We start from the raw sequence: 17,195 nt of genomic DNA, 5'->3' as shown, positions 1-17,195 counted from the left end.
TAGCCGGAACAATTAAAAAGGAGCCAGATCGTGTGACGATCTGGCTCCTTTTTAGTTTGAACTATTAGAAACACAACTAACCTTGCTGCATCTTCTCCCAAATCGTCGGAGAGCCGATATAGTCTTGAACCGTCGTAATGAACTCTTTGACCAGCTTGGTCTGTTTACGGTGCGGATACACAGCGTAGATTGCAGTATCAATCGTTGAAATCGGGTAATCTGGAAGCAACGTAACCAAGCCCAGATCTTTCATTGAGGCATACAGGTTTGATTGGTCAAGGAAGCCATAGCCTAAGCCATCTTTTACGCAAGACACCATAGTGCGAACATCACTCACCTTATAGTTGCCACGAATCGTCAGGCTTTGAAAGGTATTACCATGCGGCTCTTCACTGATACGCAAGTGATCGACTGTCATATCGCCATTGGTATAAATCACCGCGGGTAGCGCGAGTAGATCTTGTGGCGTCTTCGGCTCTCCGTGCTCCTTCACAAAGTCGTTCGAGGCGACCAACATAAAGTTACTGTCGGCAATCTTCTTGGCAATCAAATTCGATTCAACAAGCTTGCTGAAGCGAAACGCGATATCAAACTGCCCTGCAATGATGTTGGCGATCTTATCGTCTAGTGAAAGTACAATCTGAACATCCGGATACTTTCTCATGAACTGAGTGATGATAGGTTGCAAATATTGCTGCCCAAAATAGATCGGTGAAGTAATTCGTAGCACACCTTTGGGTTCAGACTGGTATGAATCTGCAATTCCTTGGATCTGATTGATAGTGTCTTTCAGCACATAGGTTTGTGCGAGAATATCTTCCCCGGCCGACGTCAACGAAAACGAGCGTGTAGAGCGGTTAAGCAGCTGAACACCTAAATCTTGCTCGAGCTTTTTGATCTGTTTAGAGAGTGATGAGTTGTCCATATCGTGCAAGGTTGCCGCTTTGGTAAACGACCCTTGTTGAACCACATCTAAGAACAATAACAACTGATTGGTATTTGGCACTGCGCCTCTCCTGAAATAAAACTCGACTAGCGTTCGTCTTTAGGGGTATCCATCACAACCATAGTCGTAATAGATTGCACCTGAGCACATTCCCCAAGCACATCGGCATGAAACTTCTTATAGCCCGGTAGATCTTTGGTTTCTACCCTTAGCAAGTACTCGTTGGCACCGGTAATGTTGTGGCACTCCACCACCTCTTTTTCCATACTGACATGCTGTTCAAACTCTAGTTGAGCCGCTTTGCTGTGGCTCGATAAACCAATCGAAACGTAAGCAATAAAGCCAACGCCCATCAGGCCATTATCCAGAACTGCACGGTAACCTTGAATGATCCCTTTACGCTCGAGATCTTGTACTCGCCTTAAGGTCGCTGAAGCCGACAAACCAATTCGTTCAGAAAGCTCAATATTGGAGATTCTGCCGTCCAATTTAAGCTCTTGCAATATCCTTTCGTCAAATCTATCCATAAGTACTTATTATTGTGCATTAAGTGATAATTGAGGAAATAAAAGCACATAATTGCCTCACTTTCCACCTACTATGTTTCTCAACACGTGAAAGTCATGACCGGTCAGTCACTTCGTTCATTTTACTGCTGGAGAACCATAATGCCTTTAGAACAACTTAGCGCACTTGCCTTGTTTGCGTTTGTCTCGACCTTCACACCAGGTCCAAATAACATCATGCTCATGACATCAGGAGCAAATGTTGGCTTTGCCCGTACTATTCCACACATGCTTGGCATTGCTCTAGGGTTTGCAGCCATGTTGCTGCTGGTTGGCTTCGGTTTAATGGGCATTTTCAACGCGTACCCAGTTACTCACCAAATACTGAAATACCTGAGCCTTGCTTACCTCGTGTACCTTGCAATCAAGATAGCATTGAGCGGCAAAGCGAAAAGTACTGAAGCTTTTAAACCAATGACCTTCCTCGGCGCTGCCAGTTTTCAGTGGGTGAACCCTAAAGGTTGGTCAATGGCGCTGACTGCGATTTCAGTTTATAGCAGCGGCAGTTCATGGTGGGAGCTTGCAATCATCGCAGGTATCTTCACGCTAGCCAACTTGCCTTCTGTGACCTTCTGGACGGCAGCAGGCAAGCAACTACAACACTGGTTAACAACACCAGTCCGCATTAAAAGCTTCAACTACGGTATGGCTGGCTTGCTTCTAGCATCGACCATTCCGATGCTCTAGTCGAATAACTTCTGTATTTTAACGGTTGGTACTCCTGTGCTAACCGTTATTCTCTTTATAAATAACCCACAAGTTCACTAAGCCAACGACCAAACATCGTCTGCCCGCTCGGCGTTAACGTCCACACAAACGCCGCAACATTCACTGCCACTGTCACCCAATATATGGCTCTGAACGGCTGCTTCTGCGTTTTATGACGCAGCTTATCTTGAGCAATCAACGCCCCTAGCCAGCCACCAGCAACAGAAAAAATATGCAGAGTTTTCTCTGGCACACGCCAATTGCCATTGATCGCTGCTCGCTTGTCCTTCGCGTACACAAAAAACGTCACGAAACCGATAACCAAATACCACACCAACAGCGCTTTAGAACTTTCCGCAAACAACACAGACACCGCCACCAGAACCAAATAAGTGATAACGATTTGAATAGATGAAGACAACATGACTCCTTTTGAGCAACAGCTCACATACTGTAGCAATTACGCCCTGTAGATTTTGATAAGGATGAGTAAGGCATATTGTAATTCGGTTAGCCTGCAAAGAATAAACAAGCCCTTTCATCCCTACATAACATGATGGAAGTTAAAGGAATTATAAATATGTACAACCAAAAGTACGCCATCTACCAAGTTTTTACGCGTTTATTTGGCAATAAAAACACCCAACATGTTCCATGGGGCACAATCGAGCAAAATGGCGTCGGTAAGTTCAGTGATTTTACCGACAAAGCGCTGTCTGAAATCCGCAAACTCGGTATGACTCATATTTGGTATACCGGAGTGCCACATCATGCGCTCATCAATGACTACAAGCACCTTGGTATTTCAGACGATCACCCTAGCGTGGTAAAAGGCCGTGCGGGATCACCATATGCCGTCAAAGACTACTATTCCGTAAACCCAGATCTCGCAGACAACCCTGAATGCCGACTAGAGGAGTTCGAGGCACTAATCAAAAGAAGTCACGACAATGGTTTAAAAGTGATTATCGATATCGTACCGAATCACGTTGCGCGTCATTATAAAGGCTTAAACAACCCAGAAGGTGTCAGTGACTTCGGCGCTCAAGATGACACAACGCTGGAATACCACAAAGACAATAACTTCTACTACATTCCCAACAGCACCTTTGAATTGCCAGACATAGAGCCCGCCTTTACGCCGCTAGGTGGTGAACAGCATCCCAACCTAAACTCCCCGTTTATAGAGACGCCCGCCAAATGGACAGGTAACGGCTCACGTTTAGCCAAGCCTAGTTTCGATGATTGGTATGAAACGGTGAAAATCAATTATGGCATGCGACCAGACGGTTCAAAAGACTTCCCTGAACTACCGAGTGACTATGCTCAACGCAATTACATGGATCATTTCCGTTTCTGGGAATCTGTTTATGTGCCTAACTCTTGGGCTAAATTCCGAGATATCGCCTTGTTTTGGTTGAATAAAGGTGTTGATGGGTTTCGCTACGATATGGCTGAGATGGTTCCAGTCGAATTTTGGAGCTACCTTAATTCATCTATAAAGATGAAAAACCAAGATGCCTTTTTAATGGCTGAGGTGTACCAACCGGACTTATATCGCGACTATATCCACTTAGGCAAAATGGACTACCTCTATGACAAAGTAGATCTGTACGACGGTCTAAAAGACATCATGCTAGGCAATACTTCCACGGCTATCATCCCCAAAATCCAACATCAAATGATGGATATTGAACATCACATGCTGCACTTCTTGGATAACCATGATGAACAACGCATCGCGTCTCCTGAATTTGTAGGTGACCCAAATATAGCGAAGCCTGCAATGCTAGTCAGCGCGTTATTGAGTAGTTCTCCAACCATGATCTACTTTGGGCAAGAAGTCGGCGAACCCGGTGCGGAGAACGCTGGCTTTGGACAACCCTCTCGTACATCCATCTTCGAATACATCGGTGTCCCACAGCATCAAAAATGGATGAACCACGGCGCATTCGATGGCGGGCTATTAGACGAAAACGAAAAGCAGCTGCGTCACTTCTATCAAAAGGTAATGAACTTTTCGCTAGAGCACTCATCGATAACAGGTGATTACCAAGACTTACACCAGTGCTGTAACTTAAGTGATTCAGTCTACGCATTTCTGCGCTCTGACCACCAAGAGCTAACCATTGTTGCAGCTAATTTCAGCCAACATACCACTGAAAATATTCACTTAAAGATTCCAAGTGATGTAATCCAAAAACTCAAATTAGTTGATGGTCGTCACATACTCAATGAATATATTGAAGGCATAGCGCAACAAGTGCTCGACATTGAGAACAGTGTTGGCAGTTTTAATATTGAATTGAAACCGCTGGCGTCTTTGGCTTGGGTGTTATCCTTAAATGGATGATATACCTATCAATATAAATTACCGAACAGCTCGCTTTTAGCTAATTGATAAATAACTTAATTTCCACATTAAATTAACACTCTCTCAATTCGATATATTACTCACAATAATAAGGATGAGCTCTCATCCTTATTAACTACGCCTAGCCTCTACGCCTTACATTATTGATATTATGCAAATGAGTCATTGATCCAATTAATTTAACAATAACCAAATACAAAGCGTGACATTGACACTAGGTTTCCTATATTTACGAATTTAAAATAACTTTATACATTGCCATCACAAATAGTTGACCTTGGTTAAAGCTAGGATATTCATCTTCATAAAAAGTGAAATATGGATATCAAAACGTGAACAACATAAATATTAATAAAATTATCTCTCTACGAAATACCTTCAACAATACCAAAAAGAAGAGCTTCAAACGCTCTACATTGGCCAAAGCAATGTTACCGCTCTTCACCGCTACTTTGATCGCGGGTTGTGGTAGTGATAATGATAGCGACAACGGTACAGCCCCTGGCAACAGTGGTTTATACCCTGCAGCTGAAAACGAAGTCGTTATTTACTACAAACGCGATGTTGCCGCTGCCAGCTCATCTGGCTCAACTTACGACGGTTGGGGGCTGCACCTTTGGAATGGTGAAGGCTGTACCAGCACAGATTTAGTCGGCATGGGATTAAGTGAAACCGGAACCGACTGGAACAGCCCTTACGAATATGATGGTATCAGCGATACTTACGGTGCCTATTATGTGTTGAAAGTTGACCCAGATGCCTCTGACCCACACAAATGCATGAACTTCATCTTGCACAATGGTGATGAGAAAGCATTTGGCAGTGCGAACTCAAAAGTCGAGTTAACTAAGCTTGGCGATTCACAAGGTGTATTCGGGTTCCATGGCAGCAGCGAGTTATATTACGACCCAATTTCAGAGCGCCCAGTCAATATTGATGGTCAAAAAGCACATTGGTTAGATGCGACCACCATTGCTTGGGAAGCCGCTAGCAATGCCGACTCTGTGAAGCTGTTCTACGCACTCGATAACAGCATCACGATGAACGACGACAAAGAGATTGTCGGTGGCACTGCAATTGAACTGAGCAAAGATGGAGAGCTGTCTTCTGAATTGAAAGAGCGTTTCCGCCACCTTGCAAGCTTACCTGCCATGGCTATCGACGTTGACGACAGCACACTTCGCACTATTTTAAAATCTCAGATAATTCTTGTTGCTTACAATGCCAATGGCGATGTTACCTCTTCAACTGAGGTTCAAAAACCTGGTGTGCTTGATGCAGTATTTGCTAGCGAAGATGCTGGTAATGCAATGAGAGAAGAATTAGGTGCGATTGTTGAAGGCAGTGCCGCTACCTTCAAGCTTTGGGCACCAACAGCGCAAGATGTAGAGCTAGTTCTTTACAGCGAAGACCTGAAAAGCTCACAAGTTTTTCCAATGACAGAAAGCACTGAGACGGGTATTTGGGCGACTGACGCGGTACCTAACGCTGTCAACAGTTACTATCGCTACCAAGTGAAGGTTTACCACCCAACCACAGGCAACATTGAGACTCGCCTAGTGACAGACCCATATTCTCTCAGCTTATCGAAGAATTCGGCATACTCTCAAGTGATTGACCTAAATGATTCAACCTTGAAACCAGCGAACTGGGACAACTACCAACGACCAACCGTAGAAAAAGACGAAGACCACGTACTTTACGAATCACACCTACGTGACTTTAGCTTCAGCGATAAGCTCGGCACAGCTAGCCTAAATGGCAAGTACCTCGCTCTTACAGAAGCCGATCGTGAGTCGGTCAAACACCTACAAGCTCTCCAAGAAGCAGGTTTAACTACGCTGCATATCTTACCAGCATTTGATATCGCTACCGTCGATGAAGATGCCGCGAGCCGTGTTGATATCACCGACACCGTAGGAAAACTGTGTGATGTAAAACCGACAACTACCTTATGTGGAAGCGAAGACGAAAATAAAGTCATCGAAGATGTACTCGATGGTTATGACCCTTCAACAGGCGATGCGCAAGCGCTAATGAACGACCTGCGTATGCTCGACAGCTTCAACTGGGGCTACGACCCGTTCCATTACACAGTGCCTGAGGGAAGTTACGCGACGGATCCAAACGGATCTAAGCGTATTCTCGAATTCCGTCAGATGGTCAAAGCTACGCACGACATGGATCTTAAGCTGATCATGGACGTGGTATACAACCACACCAACGCGTCTGGTGTGAACGATAAGTCGGTACTGGATAAGATTGTCCCTGGGTACTACCACCGTCTTAACGTCAACACTGGTGGCGTAGAAAACTCGACTTGTTGTGACAACACTGCGACCGAAAACCTGATGATGGGTAAATTGATGGTCGACTCACTTAAGGTGTGGGCTGACGACTACAAAGTGGATGGTTTCCGTTTTGACTTGATGGGCCACCAGCCAAAAGATGTAATGGTCGAAGCATTGGAAGAAGTGCGCAAAATCGACCCGAATACTCTGTTCTACGGGGAAGGCTGGGACTTTGGTGAAGTCGCCAACAACGCCCGCTTCGATCAAGCAAACCAAATCAATATGGCAGGTACAGAAATCGGTACCTTCTCAGACCGTTTGCGTGACGCCGTTCGTGGTGGTAGCCCATTCGATGGTGGTGTCGACTCAGAAGGGAACCACCCACTTCGCTTTAACCAAGGCTTTGGTAACGCAGCGATTGCCAACGAAGAAACCAAAGTTGATCAAGATTCGATCAATGGTCGTTTACATAACCAAGACCTTGTTCGTTTAGGTATGGCAGGTAACCTCGCAGAATACGTACTGATTGATTACAAAGGCGATACCAAACTGGGTAAAAACGTTGATTACAACGGCGCGCCAGCTGGTTACACCAAGATGCCTTCCGAGAACATCTCTTACGTTTCCAAACACGATAACCAAACACTTTGGGATAACAACGCTTACAAGATCGCCACTGGTACTAGCTCTGCAGAGCGTGCGCGTATGCAGTCTGTATCGCTTTCTACCGTGATGCTAGGCCAAGGCATACCATTCATCCATATGGGTTCTGAACTGCTACGATCTAAGTCTATGCAGCGCGATTCTTACGATTCTGGTGACTGGTACAACCGCGTCATGTTTGATGGGACGGACAACAACTGGAATGTTGGCTTACCTCGTGAAGATAAAGATGGTGCCAACTGGGATCTGATCAAAACAATCATTGCTGACAGCGCGGCTAAACCAGACTCAGACGACATTGAACTGACTAAGCAGCAATTCCTAGAGCTATTAAAGATCCGTAGCTCAAGCGAACTGTTCCGCTTAGATACAGCTGACGAAGTTATGAAGCGTGTCGACTTCCGTAACGTTGGCGAAGATCAAGTCGAAGGCCTGATTGTCATGTCGATCGATGATGGCGTGTCTGCGGGCGACGATCTTGACCCTGCAAATGATGCGATTGTGGCAGTTGTAAACTCAACTAATAAATCTCAATCATTCAAAATCACAGGAGCAACCGGCTTTACACTTCATGACGTTCAACAAAACTCGGCTGACGACACAGTGAAAGGTGCAAGCTTCGCCGCTGAAACCTTCACAGTCCCTGCACTAACGACAGCTGTGTTTGTACAAGCACAAAACGGTGCTCAAGGCGCTGGTTTGCCGGTTGATAACTCAGACAAGGATGTATCTAGCATTCCTCCGTACGGTCAAACAACCGTCTACGTTAAAGGTGACATGAATGGATGGGGCGCAACGGATGATTGGGCAATGAGCTTTGTCGCTAATGGTGTTTATTCTGTGACAGGCAACTTGGAAGCGGGTAACTATGGCTTCAAGTTTGCTGATGCTGATTGGGTATCACCTAACTTTGGTTGTGATTCCGTTGAACTTGCTGATGGATCAATCGACCTAGGTACTGATGGTAACTGCCAACTAAGCGTAACAGAAGCTGGTAGCTATACATTCACTCTGAATGCGATTCACGAGCTGGATGACGACGTAGATGGCCCAGTTGTTTCAGTAACCAAGAACTAAGTCTTAAAGCTTGGAATTCTAATAAAAAGATAATAAAACCAGTGCAAGCTAGCCTTTGGGAGACGTCAGTCTCCCTTTTTTACAACTATTGAACCCAGCAGATTTAAGCAAATAATAAACAACTGCATCGCCCATTAAAATTCGGGGCATTTCCAACCATACTTTATAGCCCCTACATTCGATTACATGGCTGAAAACTTAGAACTAAAGGGAAAGGATATTCCTTAGAACCGTTAAAACCAGATCTTAACGATATATCATAGTAGGAATGCCGCTCTCCCTTAAGTGAACAGAATTAATCCTGGCAGCCTTTTTTGAAGGGTTACGCCCTACAATTACGATTAAAATACATTCAATTCTCGATGTAATATTCTATCAACAGCAAAACACCGCAGTTGTTTGCGGTGTCGTTAAATTTTGATTAGGAAAACTTCCATGAACCGTAAACATATCATCAAAACCATCCAAATGGGCATCGTGACTACAGCATTGATGGGCGGGATGGCTTTGGCTAATACCACTGATCTTGTAGAATCTACCGACGCTGCTCGCGCCCTGGCACATACTCCTAGCACTGCAACAACGCAACAAATACAAGCTGAAAATGCCGCGCACAAACAGGCACTGCAAACACTTGAAAGCAACGGTAATGTTGATCAATATATGGAAACGGATAAAGCAGGGGAAACGACTACTGGTCACGTATCAAAATGCGAAAATACAGAAGTCCCTTTAGGCGAGAAAGTTGCTGAACATTGCAAATAAAAAGCATATACATTAAAGCGGTATTCGATAGGGTTCCTTAGAAGATGCTAACCGATGCTTAACTTACAAGCATTGCACTTTTAAAGGAACCCTTTATCTATATTACTTGGCGTTGACGGCTCGCACAAAGGCTTCTTGTGCACCTTCAATACCAAGGGCTTTTGCTTCATCTAATAAGCTAAGAGCTTTAGGAATATTATCTTCACTTACTGCTGTTTGAATTGCATTGTGGTAGTAAGTTTGTGTTTCTGGTTGAATGGTATCTATCTTAGCAGCCGCTGGCTTAGCGTTAGATTCACTGCTTGAACCAAATGAGAAGAAGCTTGGTTTATCAATCGTAACTTCTACTTTACCAACACTAGCGTTTGGAAGTGGAATATCTTTAACTTCAGGTAGATAATTACCACGCCCTTCTGCATCTAAACGAGCAGGGTGAATCACATCAGTAAAGCCACCGATATCTTTCTGGTCTGTATAAACAATTAAGAAAACAGAGTCTTCAGTACGAGGAGGGAAGAACTCTTTTTCGGCAACAAGTCGATTACCCAGATGCATTCTAGGTTTCTTATATTCAAAGTCATCTTTACCATAACTTTCTAACTCTTTACCGTTTTTATCAAAGATCACTGCACGTGGGACAAATGCTGTATCTCCAATCAAACTTGAAATTGTTAATGAATACTCACCACGATTTGCTGGAAGTTCAACAGCAACCACAGGGCTATTAATAGATTGATAGTTTAGGTGTTGGCTTTCTGGCGTTACATCAAAAACTACAGAACTAGGTAGTTTCATTGCTGCAAATTGAAGGGCAGCAATAGAGTTAACTTGTTCAGCTTGTGCCACTTGCACTTGCTCAACTACTTGTGCAGATTGACAACCGGCCAACGCAACACAGCCACTCAACATTAGAGCTTTAAAATACATACCCCTTCCTTTTTGTTATTTTTTTAAGAAATTTACTAACTTTAATTACCACAAAGAAAACTATTCACCTAGAGAACGATCAACTTAATTGTACATTCCTTAAAAAAATAGCCGACGCAAGCCGGCTATGAATTAGGACAGTTTAGGATTTGTTAAGCTAAGTGTTTACCACCAAGCTTCAGCTTGGATACCGAATACATATTCAGTATCTTCATTCGTACCAAATGCGTTATCATTTTCAGTGTCTAGGATGTAAGAACCGTAAACACGGATTTCAGGGCGAGCCCAGAAGCTGTCACCCATAGCCCAAGCTTGAGCTACCGTGAATTTAGCGTTACCGAAATCTTCTTTCGCTAGGCCGCCATCAGAAATTTTCTCACCAGCATTGTAGCCAGCTTCAAATACTGTGCGCATTGTGTCGTTCCACTTGTACATTGGACGAACTACAGCAGAGTACTGGTCAATATCAAAGTTTTGGCCAGTGTAGTTACCACTGCTATCTTTACCGCCGATGTCACTACCCGCTAGATAAGCTAGTTGGTGACCCATTTCCCATGATTCGCCAAGGTTCATTACACCCCAGTTAATCAAGCGGTAACCAGTTGCGTCATTTTGAGCGCCAGAGCGGTCATACCATGCGCCTGAACCACCGAAGCTAGACATTTGAGCACCGTAACCGTTAGTACCGTATTGAAGAACAGTTTGGTTAAAACCATTGTCCATACCTTGGTGAATGATACCAGTAACCATCAAGCCATCATCAGCTTGAACATCTTGACCACTTGATTCAGTCGCAAAGTTGTAAGCTAATGCAACTTCTAGAGACGCATCAGACCACAGGCCAATGTTTGCTAAGCGAACATCTGCGATATAACCATTAACTGTTTCGCCTTTATAAGCAGTTGCGTCTTCATAGTTACTAGCGTCATCTAGTACTGCTTTTTCACAAGTTGCGCTACCTTTACAAGCTTTCAATTTCGCTTGTCCTGCAGCTGTTAATACAGCAGTTGTACCATTTTCAACATTTTGAGAGCCATTATCTTGAATCAGAGCAACAGAAAGCTTCTGGTCACCAATAGATAAGTTTTCAATACCACCACCGGTACCTGATGTGTTCAGGAAATAGAAATCAGTGATGTGGATATCTTTACGTTGGTAGTATGTTTTACCAGCCCAAAGCGTTGCTTCTTTATCTGAAGCGATTACACCTTTGGCTTTAACAGCAAATTGTGCAACGTTGAAGTCACCGTCTTCCCAACCATTTGCGCCGTCTGCACCAGAAGCAATCATTGACTCTAGACGCCACGTTTGCTCACCAGTTTTTAGCTCTTCTGCAAAACCAAACTCAGAGTAGTTGTCATTTTCGTTACCTAGACGACCAACACCATTTTTGTTTACAGATACGTCACCGCCAGAATTTCCGCTAATACCAGTACCAGCACGCATGTAACCATTAAAATCTACAGCGAACGCAGAGCCAGCAGCTAATGTAGTTGCCACTGCTGCAGCAATCAAACTTACTTTTTTCATTCTTAACTCCATTAAGGACGATTTATTTTAGGTTTTTATATTTTTGCTCTCTTGCGGCAACCAAAGGCAGTAATGGTAGTCGTAAGATAGAGAGGTTTAGGGTTTCCCCTGATTCGTTTCAACGGGGTCAATATTAAGAGGGGATGACAAGTTTGACTTCCTCCGCCCCTAAGTTAATTAAGGGGGACTAGAGGGGAGTAGAAAATATACAGAATGGTGTTTTAAAGAGGTAGATCACTTAATATAGGAGGAGTAGACAGCACACAGATCTAATTATTCAACATAAGTGAGATCTAGCTCAAATATATAATTTGAACTTCATCGATGAATTATTTTTTTACCGTAATTAATCTGTGAAGTTGCTTGACCTTACTGTGACAAAGCCTTTTACTAATAGTTCACTGATGTTGATAAACGAACAAGAAATCAAGCAATGACTAGAACGCTCGCTCGCCCTTATCCGCTAGGCGCAACGCTAGGTAACACTGGCTGCAACTTCTCTATTTATTCTCCTGACTGTAAATCTCTTTCACTCGCTCTTTTTGACGAGAACGACGAATTCACCACTTATAAATTGGAAAATGAATACGCTGATATCAGATATGTCTTTATTGATGGTATTAAAGCGGGGCAAAAATACGGCTTCATTGCCGAAACGGACAATGGCCCTATCCTGCTTTCAGACCCGTATGCCAAAGCAATAAGCGAACCGCTCGATTACGTCACGCCATATACCAATGAAAAAAGCTTTGCTATGGCGAAATGTGTCGTTGTTGATGACACCTTCGATTGGCAAGATGTAGAAAAGCCACGCATTAGCCGCGAAGATACCGTTCTTTTTGAAACGCATGTAAAAGGTCTATCTCAACTGCACCCAGAAGTGGCTGCCAATACTAAAGGACGCTACTTAGGGTTAGTGAGCCCTGAAATGCTTGCGTTCTACAAACAGCAAAATATCAACTCTCTACAGCTTTTGCCCATTGCCGCATGCATGCATGAACCACACCTATTAGACATGGGTAAAGTGAACTATTGGGGTTACAACCCATACTTGTTTATGGTGCCTGACCCTCGCTACGCAGAGAAAGATGCCGTAAACGAGTTAAAGACTGCGATTCGCGAACTGCACCGCAATGGCATCGAAGTCATTCTAGACGTGGTGTACAACCACACAGCAGAAGGTGGGGAAGGCGGAACCACCTTCAACCTAAAAGCACTCGATAGCCGCTACTACATTAAACATGGCTGCCATTACGCGAACTTCACTGGCTGTGGAAACACCGTCGACCTTACCCACCAGCCAACACTCAACTTAGTAATGGATACGCTTCGTTACTGGGTAAGCGAATTCCAAGTCGACGGCTTCCGTTTTGACTTGGCAGCGACACTGGGGCGCGAAGGTGACAACTACAACCCTGAGGCTGCTTTCTTTAAAGCCGTAGCTCAAGACCCTGTACTTAAAGAAACTAAGTTAATCGCAGAGCCGTGGGATATTGGTCCTAATGGTTATCAAGTGGGTAATTTCCCGCTTGGTTGGAATGAATGCAATGACAAGCTGAGAGACATCACACGTAGCTTCTGGCGCGGTGATCAGGGGTACCTAAAAGAGTTTGCTACACGCCTAATGGGCTCTCGTGATATCTACAGTGCAGCGCACTGGCCTTACAAATTAACCGTCAACTACATCACTTACCATGATGGCTTCACCATGCAGGATCTTGTGTCTTACAAGCATAAGCACAACGAAGAGAATGGTGAGAACAACCGCGATGGGCATGGTGATAACCGTTCTGAAAACTACGGTGTTGAAGGTGAAACCGAAAACCTGTTAGTTATCGCAACACGTGAAAAGCAGAAACGCAACTTCATGGCGAGCCTGCTGTTTGCTTTTGGTATTCCTCATATTTTGACGGCCGATGTGTTATCTCATACTCAAAAAGGTAACAACAACGCTTACTGCCAAGATGGCGTGACCAGCTGGCTTAACTGGGAAGATTCAGAGCGCAAGACTTACTTCAAGACTTGGTTATCTGAAATGATCTCTGCTCGTCAGCAATACATGGTGCCGTTTATTAAGGCATTCAGTGGCGAAAAGCGTAACTCTAACCGCATCTTCTGGAGCCGTGTCGATGGCACACTTATGGAGCATGACGACTGGAACCGCTTAAGCTCAGTCGCTTTGCATTTAGGTATTGGTAAAGATGGCGACGAGTTAATTTATCTTATCAACCAAACCAATGCGCCAGCACGTTTCTCGTTACCGAATGACCGTGAACAAAACTGGGTAACCATCTGTGATACCAACTTGCGAAACGTTAAACCCGGTCATGCAGAAGGTGAAATGTTGTTGTCGCCAACTTCGATGGCAATTTTGCACTATTCGCCAGATCAGGCTGATTTGATTAAAGCAAAAGCTTAGTCAGCTTAATAAAACACCGAAAACCATAGAAGCCAGTTATATTTACAGCTGGCTTTTTTGTTAGCTGAATATCACAAAAATCATTCATCCATATGGAATCATTTGCATTGATGTGGTTAATGAAACTGTTTAGTATTGCCGTACTATAAAAATGAATCTATAACGTCTTTGGATATCATGGCTTTACCTAAAACATTAATTCGGCTTTTTAAACCATACATTATTTTATTAACTGGAGGGATGCTCTATCTTGCTATGACTCAGCTTGAAAAAGTAGAAACAGCAGCAACAGAACAATCATCATCAAATATTCGTATCGCTAGTTCCACTATTCGCTCAAATATCGAAGCCGTTTTCGGCAAGCTTTACTTTCTTGAGACCAGTTTAGGCTTACCTAAGGCATCCAGCTTTGATGACAAAAAATTTCGCGAAATCAGTGATAATATCCTAAAAAGAACACCCAATTTCTCAGATATCGTTCGATACAAACCGCAATCTCAAAATTATATTTCCACTCGAGGTCTTCCACTTTCGAGCGAACAAATCGCCGTAATACAATGGCATTCAATAGACAACGTCGTTGAGGATTTCTACATTTCTTCCGTTTATCAAAAGCCTGATGGGCGTTGGGTATTTGCGGTAAAACACACGGTAGAAAGATTGAACGAGGAAATATGGATTGAGTTTGATTTAATGCATACCACGCAAGGTTTAAGAGATTTAAAAACGCTTAATAATGGCTATGTATTTGTTGTAGACAGAGCAACAGAGCGACTGGTATTCCACCCGGATCCACAGCGTATCGGTTCTAAATCCATCAGCTTCCATGCAGGGATCAGCCACCAACTCTCACAAGGTGAAACCGTTGGTAAGCACGAATATTACTATCAAGATAACTTCAAAATATCGGTATTTGACGCAGACAACAGCTTAAATTGGGTGTTCATTGCGGGCACTGACCGCCATGACATCTTAACCAGCTCACATCAATTTACGTTGACGGGCTTAGTACTGGGCTCACTCCTGCTATTGTGGATTGGTGCCAACTATCTGGCTTATCGTTTGAACGTGTCCTTGTCACAACTGAATAAAGTCGATGACCTTGTAAGCTTTAAACGAGAATTAAAATCCATACTGGATAGTTTCACCTACCAAAAAGGCATTCAATTCTGTCTCTATCAGCCTGAGAACCACGCATTCAGTACCATCGACTATCACGGAAACAAATCAACGGTACATTGTGACAAAGCCCTTGCCGAACGATTTACACCGGACACCATGGCTTACCGAAGCGGAAAGTACGCAGACCCATTAGCGTGTAAACTCAAAATACACCAACGCCATTACTGTATTCCTTTGCACTCTCGCAAGCAGTTGATCGCAGTGTTGTACGTAAACGCAAACTTACCGATCAGCCAGAGTATTCTGCGTATGATCAGAGATTACACGGAAGTCTCACTGTCCAACTTACTGCTTCAGCACCAGTTGAGTAGCAAGGACTTGATGACGCAATTAGACAACAAAAGTAGCTTTAATATTGCACTGGAAAACTACGCCAACCAGCCTGAAACCTATATAGCTCTACTCGATATCGATAATTTTGACCACGTGAACCGTGCTTATGGTGAAGCTGTGGGTGACAAGATGATCAAGCTGACAGCAGAATCGATACGCAGTTACTTCCCCAAGCCAAAGGGACTTTGCTTGGCTCGTGTTGGAGGAAAGGAGTTCGCAGTATTATTCAAAGCCAATGATGTGAAAGATGCCAAATTCCAGCTAGACCAGTGCAGAGTCGCAATCGCGGAGAAAACCATCGTCACTCCAGATATCACCTTATCGCTAGGGGTTAGCGTGGGATACTCGCAAATAGAGGGTGAAACAGACTCAGCTTTAGCGCTGGCGGAACAAGCGAAACTTATCGCGCAACAACTTGGTAAGAACCGAGTGGAAGGCCATATCAGAGCCGTTGCCAAAGCATCGTAAACCTATACTTACATTTCTGTAGCCACTACAAAGCACCTAGGATTCATACCCTAGGTGCTTTTGTTTTTATGGAAAGTCATTACAATGCGCGTTCAACACGACAATACCCCTTTTCTAACGACACGAGCCTTATGAAGCTAAGTAACCGACTGCAAACTCTCCATTCCCTTGTCAGCAATGACTACCAACATATTTGGGACTGTTGTTGTGATCACGGCTTCTTGGGTGTTCAACTGTTGTCGGATAACAAAGCACCTCAGCTTCACTTTGTCGATATTGTCCCGTCTCTTATGAGCGATTTGGAAAGCAAACTTACGCGTTACTTTCCGCAAGGTGCAATAGCAGAACAGAAAGTGACTAGCCAATGGCAAGTCTACTGTATGGATGTCGCCGCTATCCCGCTTGAGAAACATACTGGCAAACACCTGGTGATTATTGCGGGCGTCGGTGGCGATCTTACTCAAAAGCTCGTCGATGATATTCATCGTCAACACCCAGACAAAGCGATCGATTTCTTGCTTTGTCCGGTGCATCAGCAATTCGAGTTGAGAAGCCATTTAAAGGCGATCCATTTTGGTCTTATTGATGAAGTGTTGATTGAAGAGAACCGTCGTTACTACGAGATTTTATTGGTGAGTAATAGTCGCGGTGATTCAGAAAAGAGCCAAACCGTTAGCGAGATATCAAACGTCGGTGACAAGATCTGGACACCAAGTTGTGATGAACAAGTGAAGGTATCACAGCAATACAAAGCCAAAACATTGCAGCACTACTTACGTATCCATCAAGGACAAGAGAAGCAAGGCAAACCTAGCCAAGTAAAGCATATTATTGATGCTTACCAGGCGGTTAAGCCATAGTAAGTACTAACTTAATGGTTTGAATATTAAGAAAGTCAAATTAATAAAAAAGCCGATAGTTCAATGAGCTATCGGCTTTATTAATG

12 protein-coding genes are annotated in these 17,195 nt (G+C 43.8%); 7 read left to right on the top strand and 5 right to left on the bottom strand.

Features of this window, described 5'->3' with window-relative positions; all coding sequences use genetic code 11:
* Nucleotides 1-76: 76 nt before the first annotated feature.
* Nucleotides 77-1,006 carry a LysR family transcriptional regulator gene (locus AB4133_RS12635; RefSeq protein WP_017058846.1) on the bottom strand — a complete coding sequence of 310 codons (930 nt, stop codon included), beginning with the start codon at nt 1,004-1,006 and terminating at the stop codon, nt 77-79.
* 26 nt (nt 1,007-1,032) lie between these two features.
* Complete coding sequence (locus AB4133_RS12630; protein ID WP_009845852.1) at nt 1,033-1,473, bottom strand: Lrp/AsnC family transcriptional regulator; 441 nt, start codon at nt 1,471-1,473, stop codon at nt 1,033-1,035.
* A gap of 141 nt (nt 1,474-1,614) precedes the next feature.
* Here AB4133_RS12630 and AB4133_RS12625 point away from each other — a divergent pair, with 141 nt between their 5' ends.
* A complete protein-coding gene (locus tag AB4133_RS12625) occupies nt 1,615-2,199 on the top strand; it encodes a LysE family translocator (protein ID WP_017064223.1) in 585 nt (194 codons plus the stop codon).
* 55 nt (nt 2,200-2,254) lie between these two features.
* Here the strand turns inward: AB4133_RS12625 and AB4133_RS12620 are convergent, their stop codons facing one another.
* On the bottom strand, nt 2,255-2,644 hold the full coding sequence (locus tag AB4133_RS12620; protein WP_017064222.1) for a DUF1294 domain-containing protein: 390 nt from the start codon (nt 2,642-2,644) through the stop codon (nt 2,255-2,257).
* A gap of 156 nt (nt 2,645-2,800) precedes the next feature.
* Between AB4133_RS12620 and AB4133_RS12615 the strand changes: the two genes are divergently transcribed.
* The 3 genes from AB4133_RS12615 to AB4133_RS12605 all read left to right on the top strand — a co-directional run bounded on the left by AB4133_RS12615 (nt 2,801) and on the right by AB4133_RS12605 (nt 9,390).
* A complete protein-coding gene (locus AB4133_RS12615; RefSeq protein ID WP_372149695.1) occupies nt 2,801-4,573 on the top strand; it encodes an alpha-amylase family protein in 1,773 nt (590 codons plus the stop codon).
* 353 nt (nt 4,574-4,926) lie between these two features.
* On the top strand, nt 4,927-8,625 hold the full coding sequence (pulA, locus tag AB4133_RS12610; protein WP_372224656.1) for a pullulanase-type alpha-1,6-glucosidase: 3,699 nt from the start codon (nt 4,927-4,929) through the stop codon (nt 8,623-8,625).
* Between the two features lie 435 nt (nt 8,626-9,060).
* A complete protein-coding gene (locus AB4133_RS12605; RefSeq protein ID WP_017058851.1) occupies nt 9,061-9,390 on the top strand; it encodes a hypothetical protein in 330 nt (109 codons plus the stop codon).
* 102 nt (nt 9,391-9,492) lie between these two features.
* On the opposite strand, the gene AB4133_RS12600 is transcribed toward AB4133_RS12605, so the two are convergent.
* Complete coding sequence (locus AB4133_RS12600; RefSeq protein WP_104216187.1) at nt 9,493-10,317, bottom strand: MalM family protein; 825 nt, start codon at nt 10,315-10,317, stop codon at nt 9,493-9,495.
* 165 nt (nt 10,318-10,482) lie between these two features.
* Complete coding sequence (gene lamB, locus AB4133_RS12595; RefSeq protein ID WP_372125834.1) at nt 10,483-11,847, bottom strand: maltoporin LamB; 1,365 nt, start codon at nt 11,845-11,847, stop codon at nt 10,483-10,485.
* A gap of 433 nt (nt 11,848-12,280) precedes the next feature.
* Here lamB and glgX point away from each other — a divergent pair, with 433 nt between their 5' ends.
* From glgX to AB4133_RS12580, 3 genes are all read left to right on the top strand, one after another.
* A complete protein-coding gene (gene glgX, locus AB4133_RS12590; protein ID WP_372224654.1) occupies nt 12,281-14,266 on the top strand; it encodes a glycogen debranching protein GlgX in 1,986 nt (661 codons plus the stop codon).
* 240 nt (nt 14,267-14,506) lie between these two features.
* Nucleotides 14,507-16,249, top strand: a complete 1,743-nt coding sequence (locus AB4133_RS12585; protein ID WP_372224652.1) for a diguanylate cyclase — start codon at nt 14,507-14,509, stop codon at nt 16,247-16,249.
* 131 nt (nt 16,250-16,380) lie between these two features.
* A complete protein-coding gene (locus tag AB4133_RS12580; protein ID WP_017069730.1) occupies nt 16,381-17,109 on the top strand; it encodes a tRNA (adenine(22)-N(1))-methyltransferase TrmK in 729 nt (242 codons plus the stop codon).
* Nucleotides 17,110-17,195 lie beyond the last annotated feature (86 nt).

Source organism: Vibrio sp. 10N.286.52.F8 (genome assembly GCF_041468745.1).
In the GTDB taxonomy this organism is placed as follows: domain Bacteria; phylum Pseudomonadota; class Gammaproteobacteria; order Enterobacterales; family Vibrionaceae; genus Vibrio; species Vibrio crassostreae_C.
The sequence above is the reverse complement of the archived record's forward strand: the minus strand, read 5'-3'. Positions and strand labels throughout refer to the sequence as shown.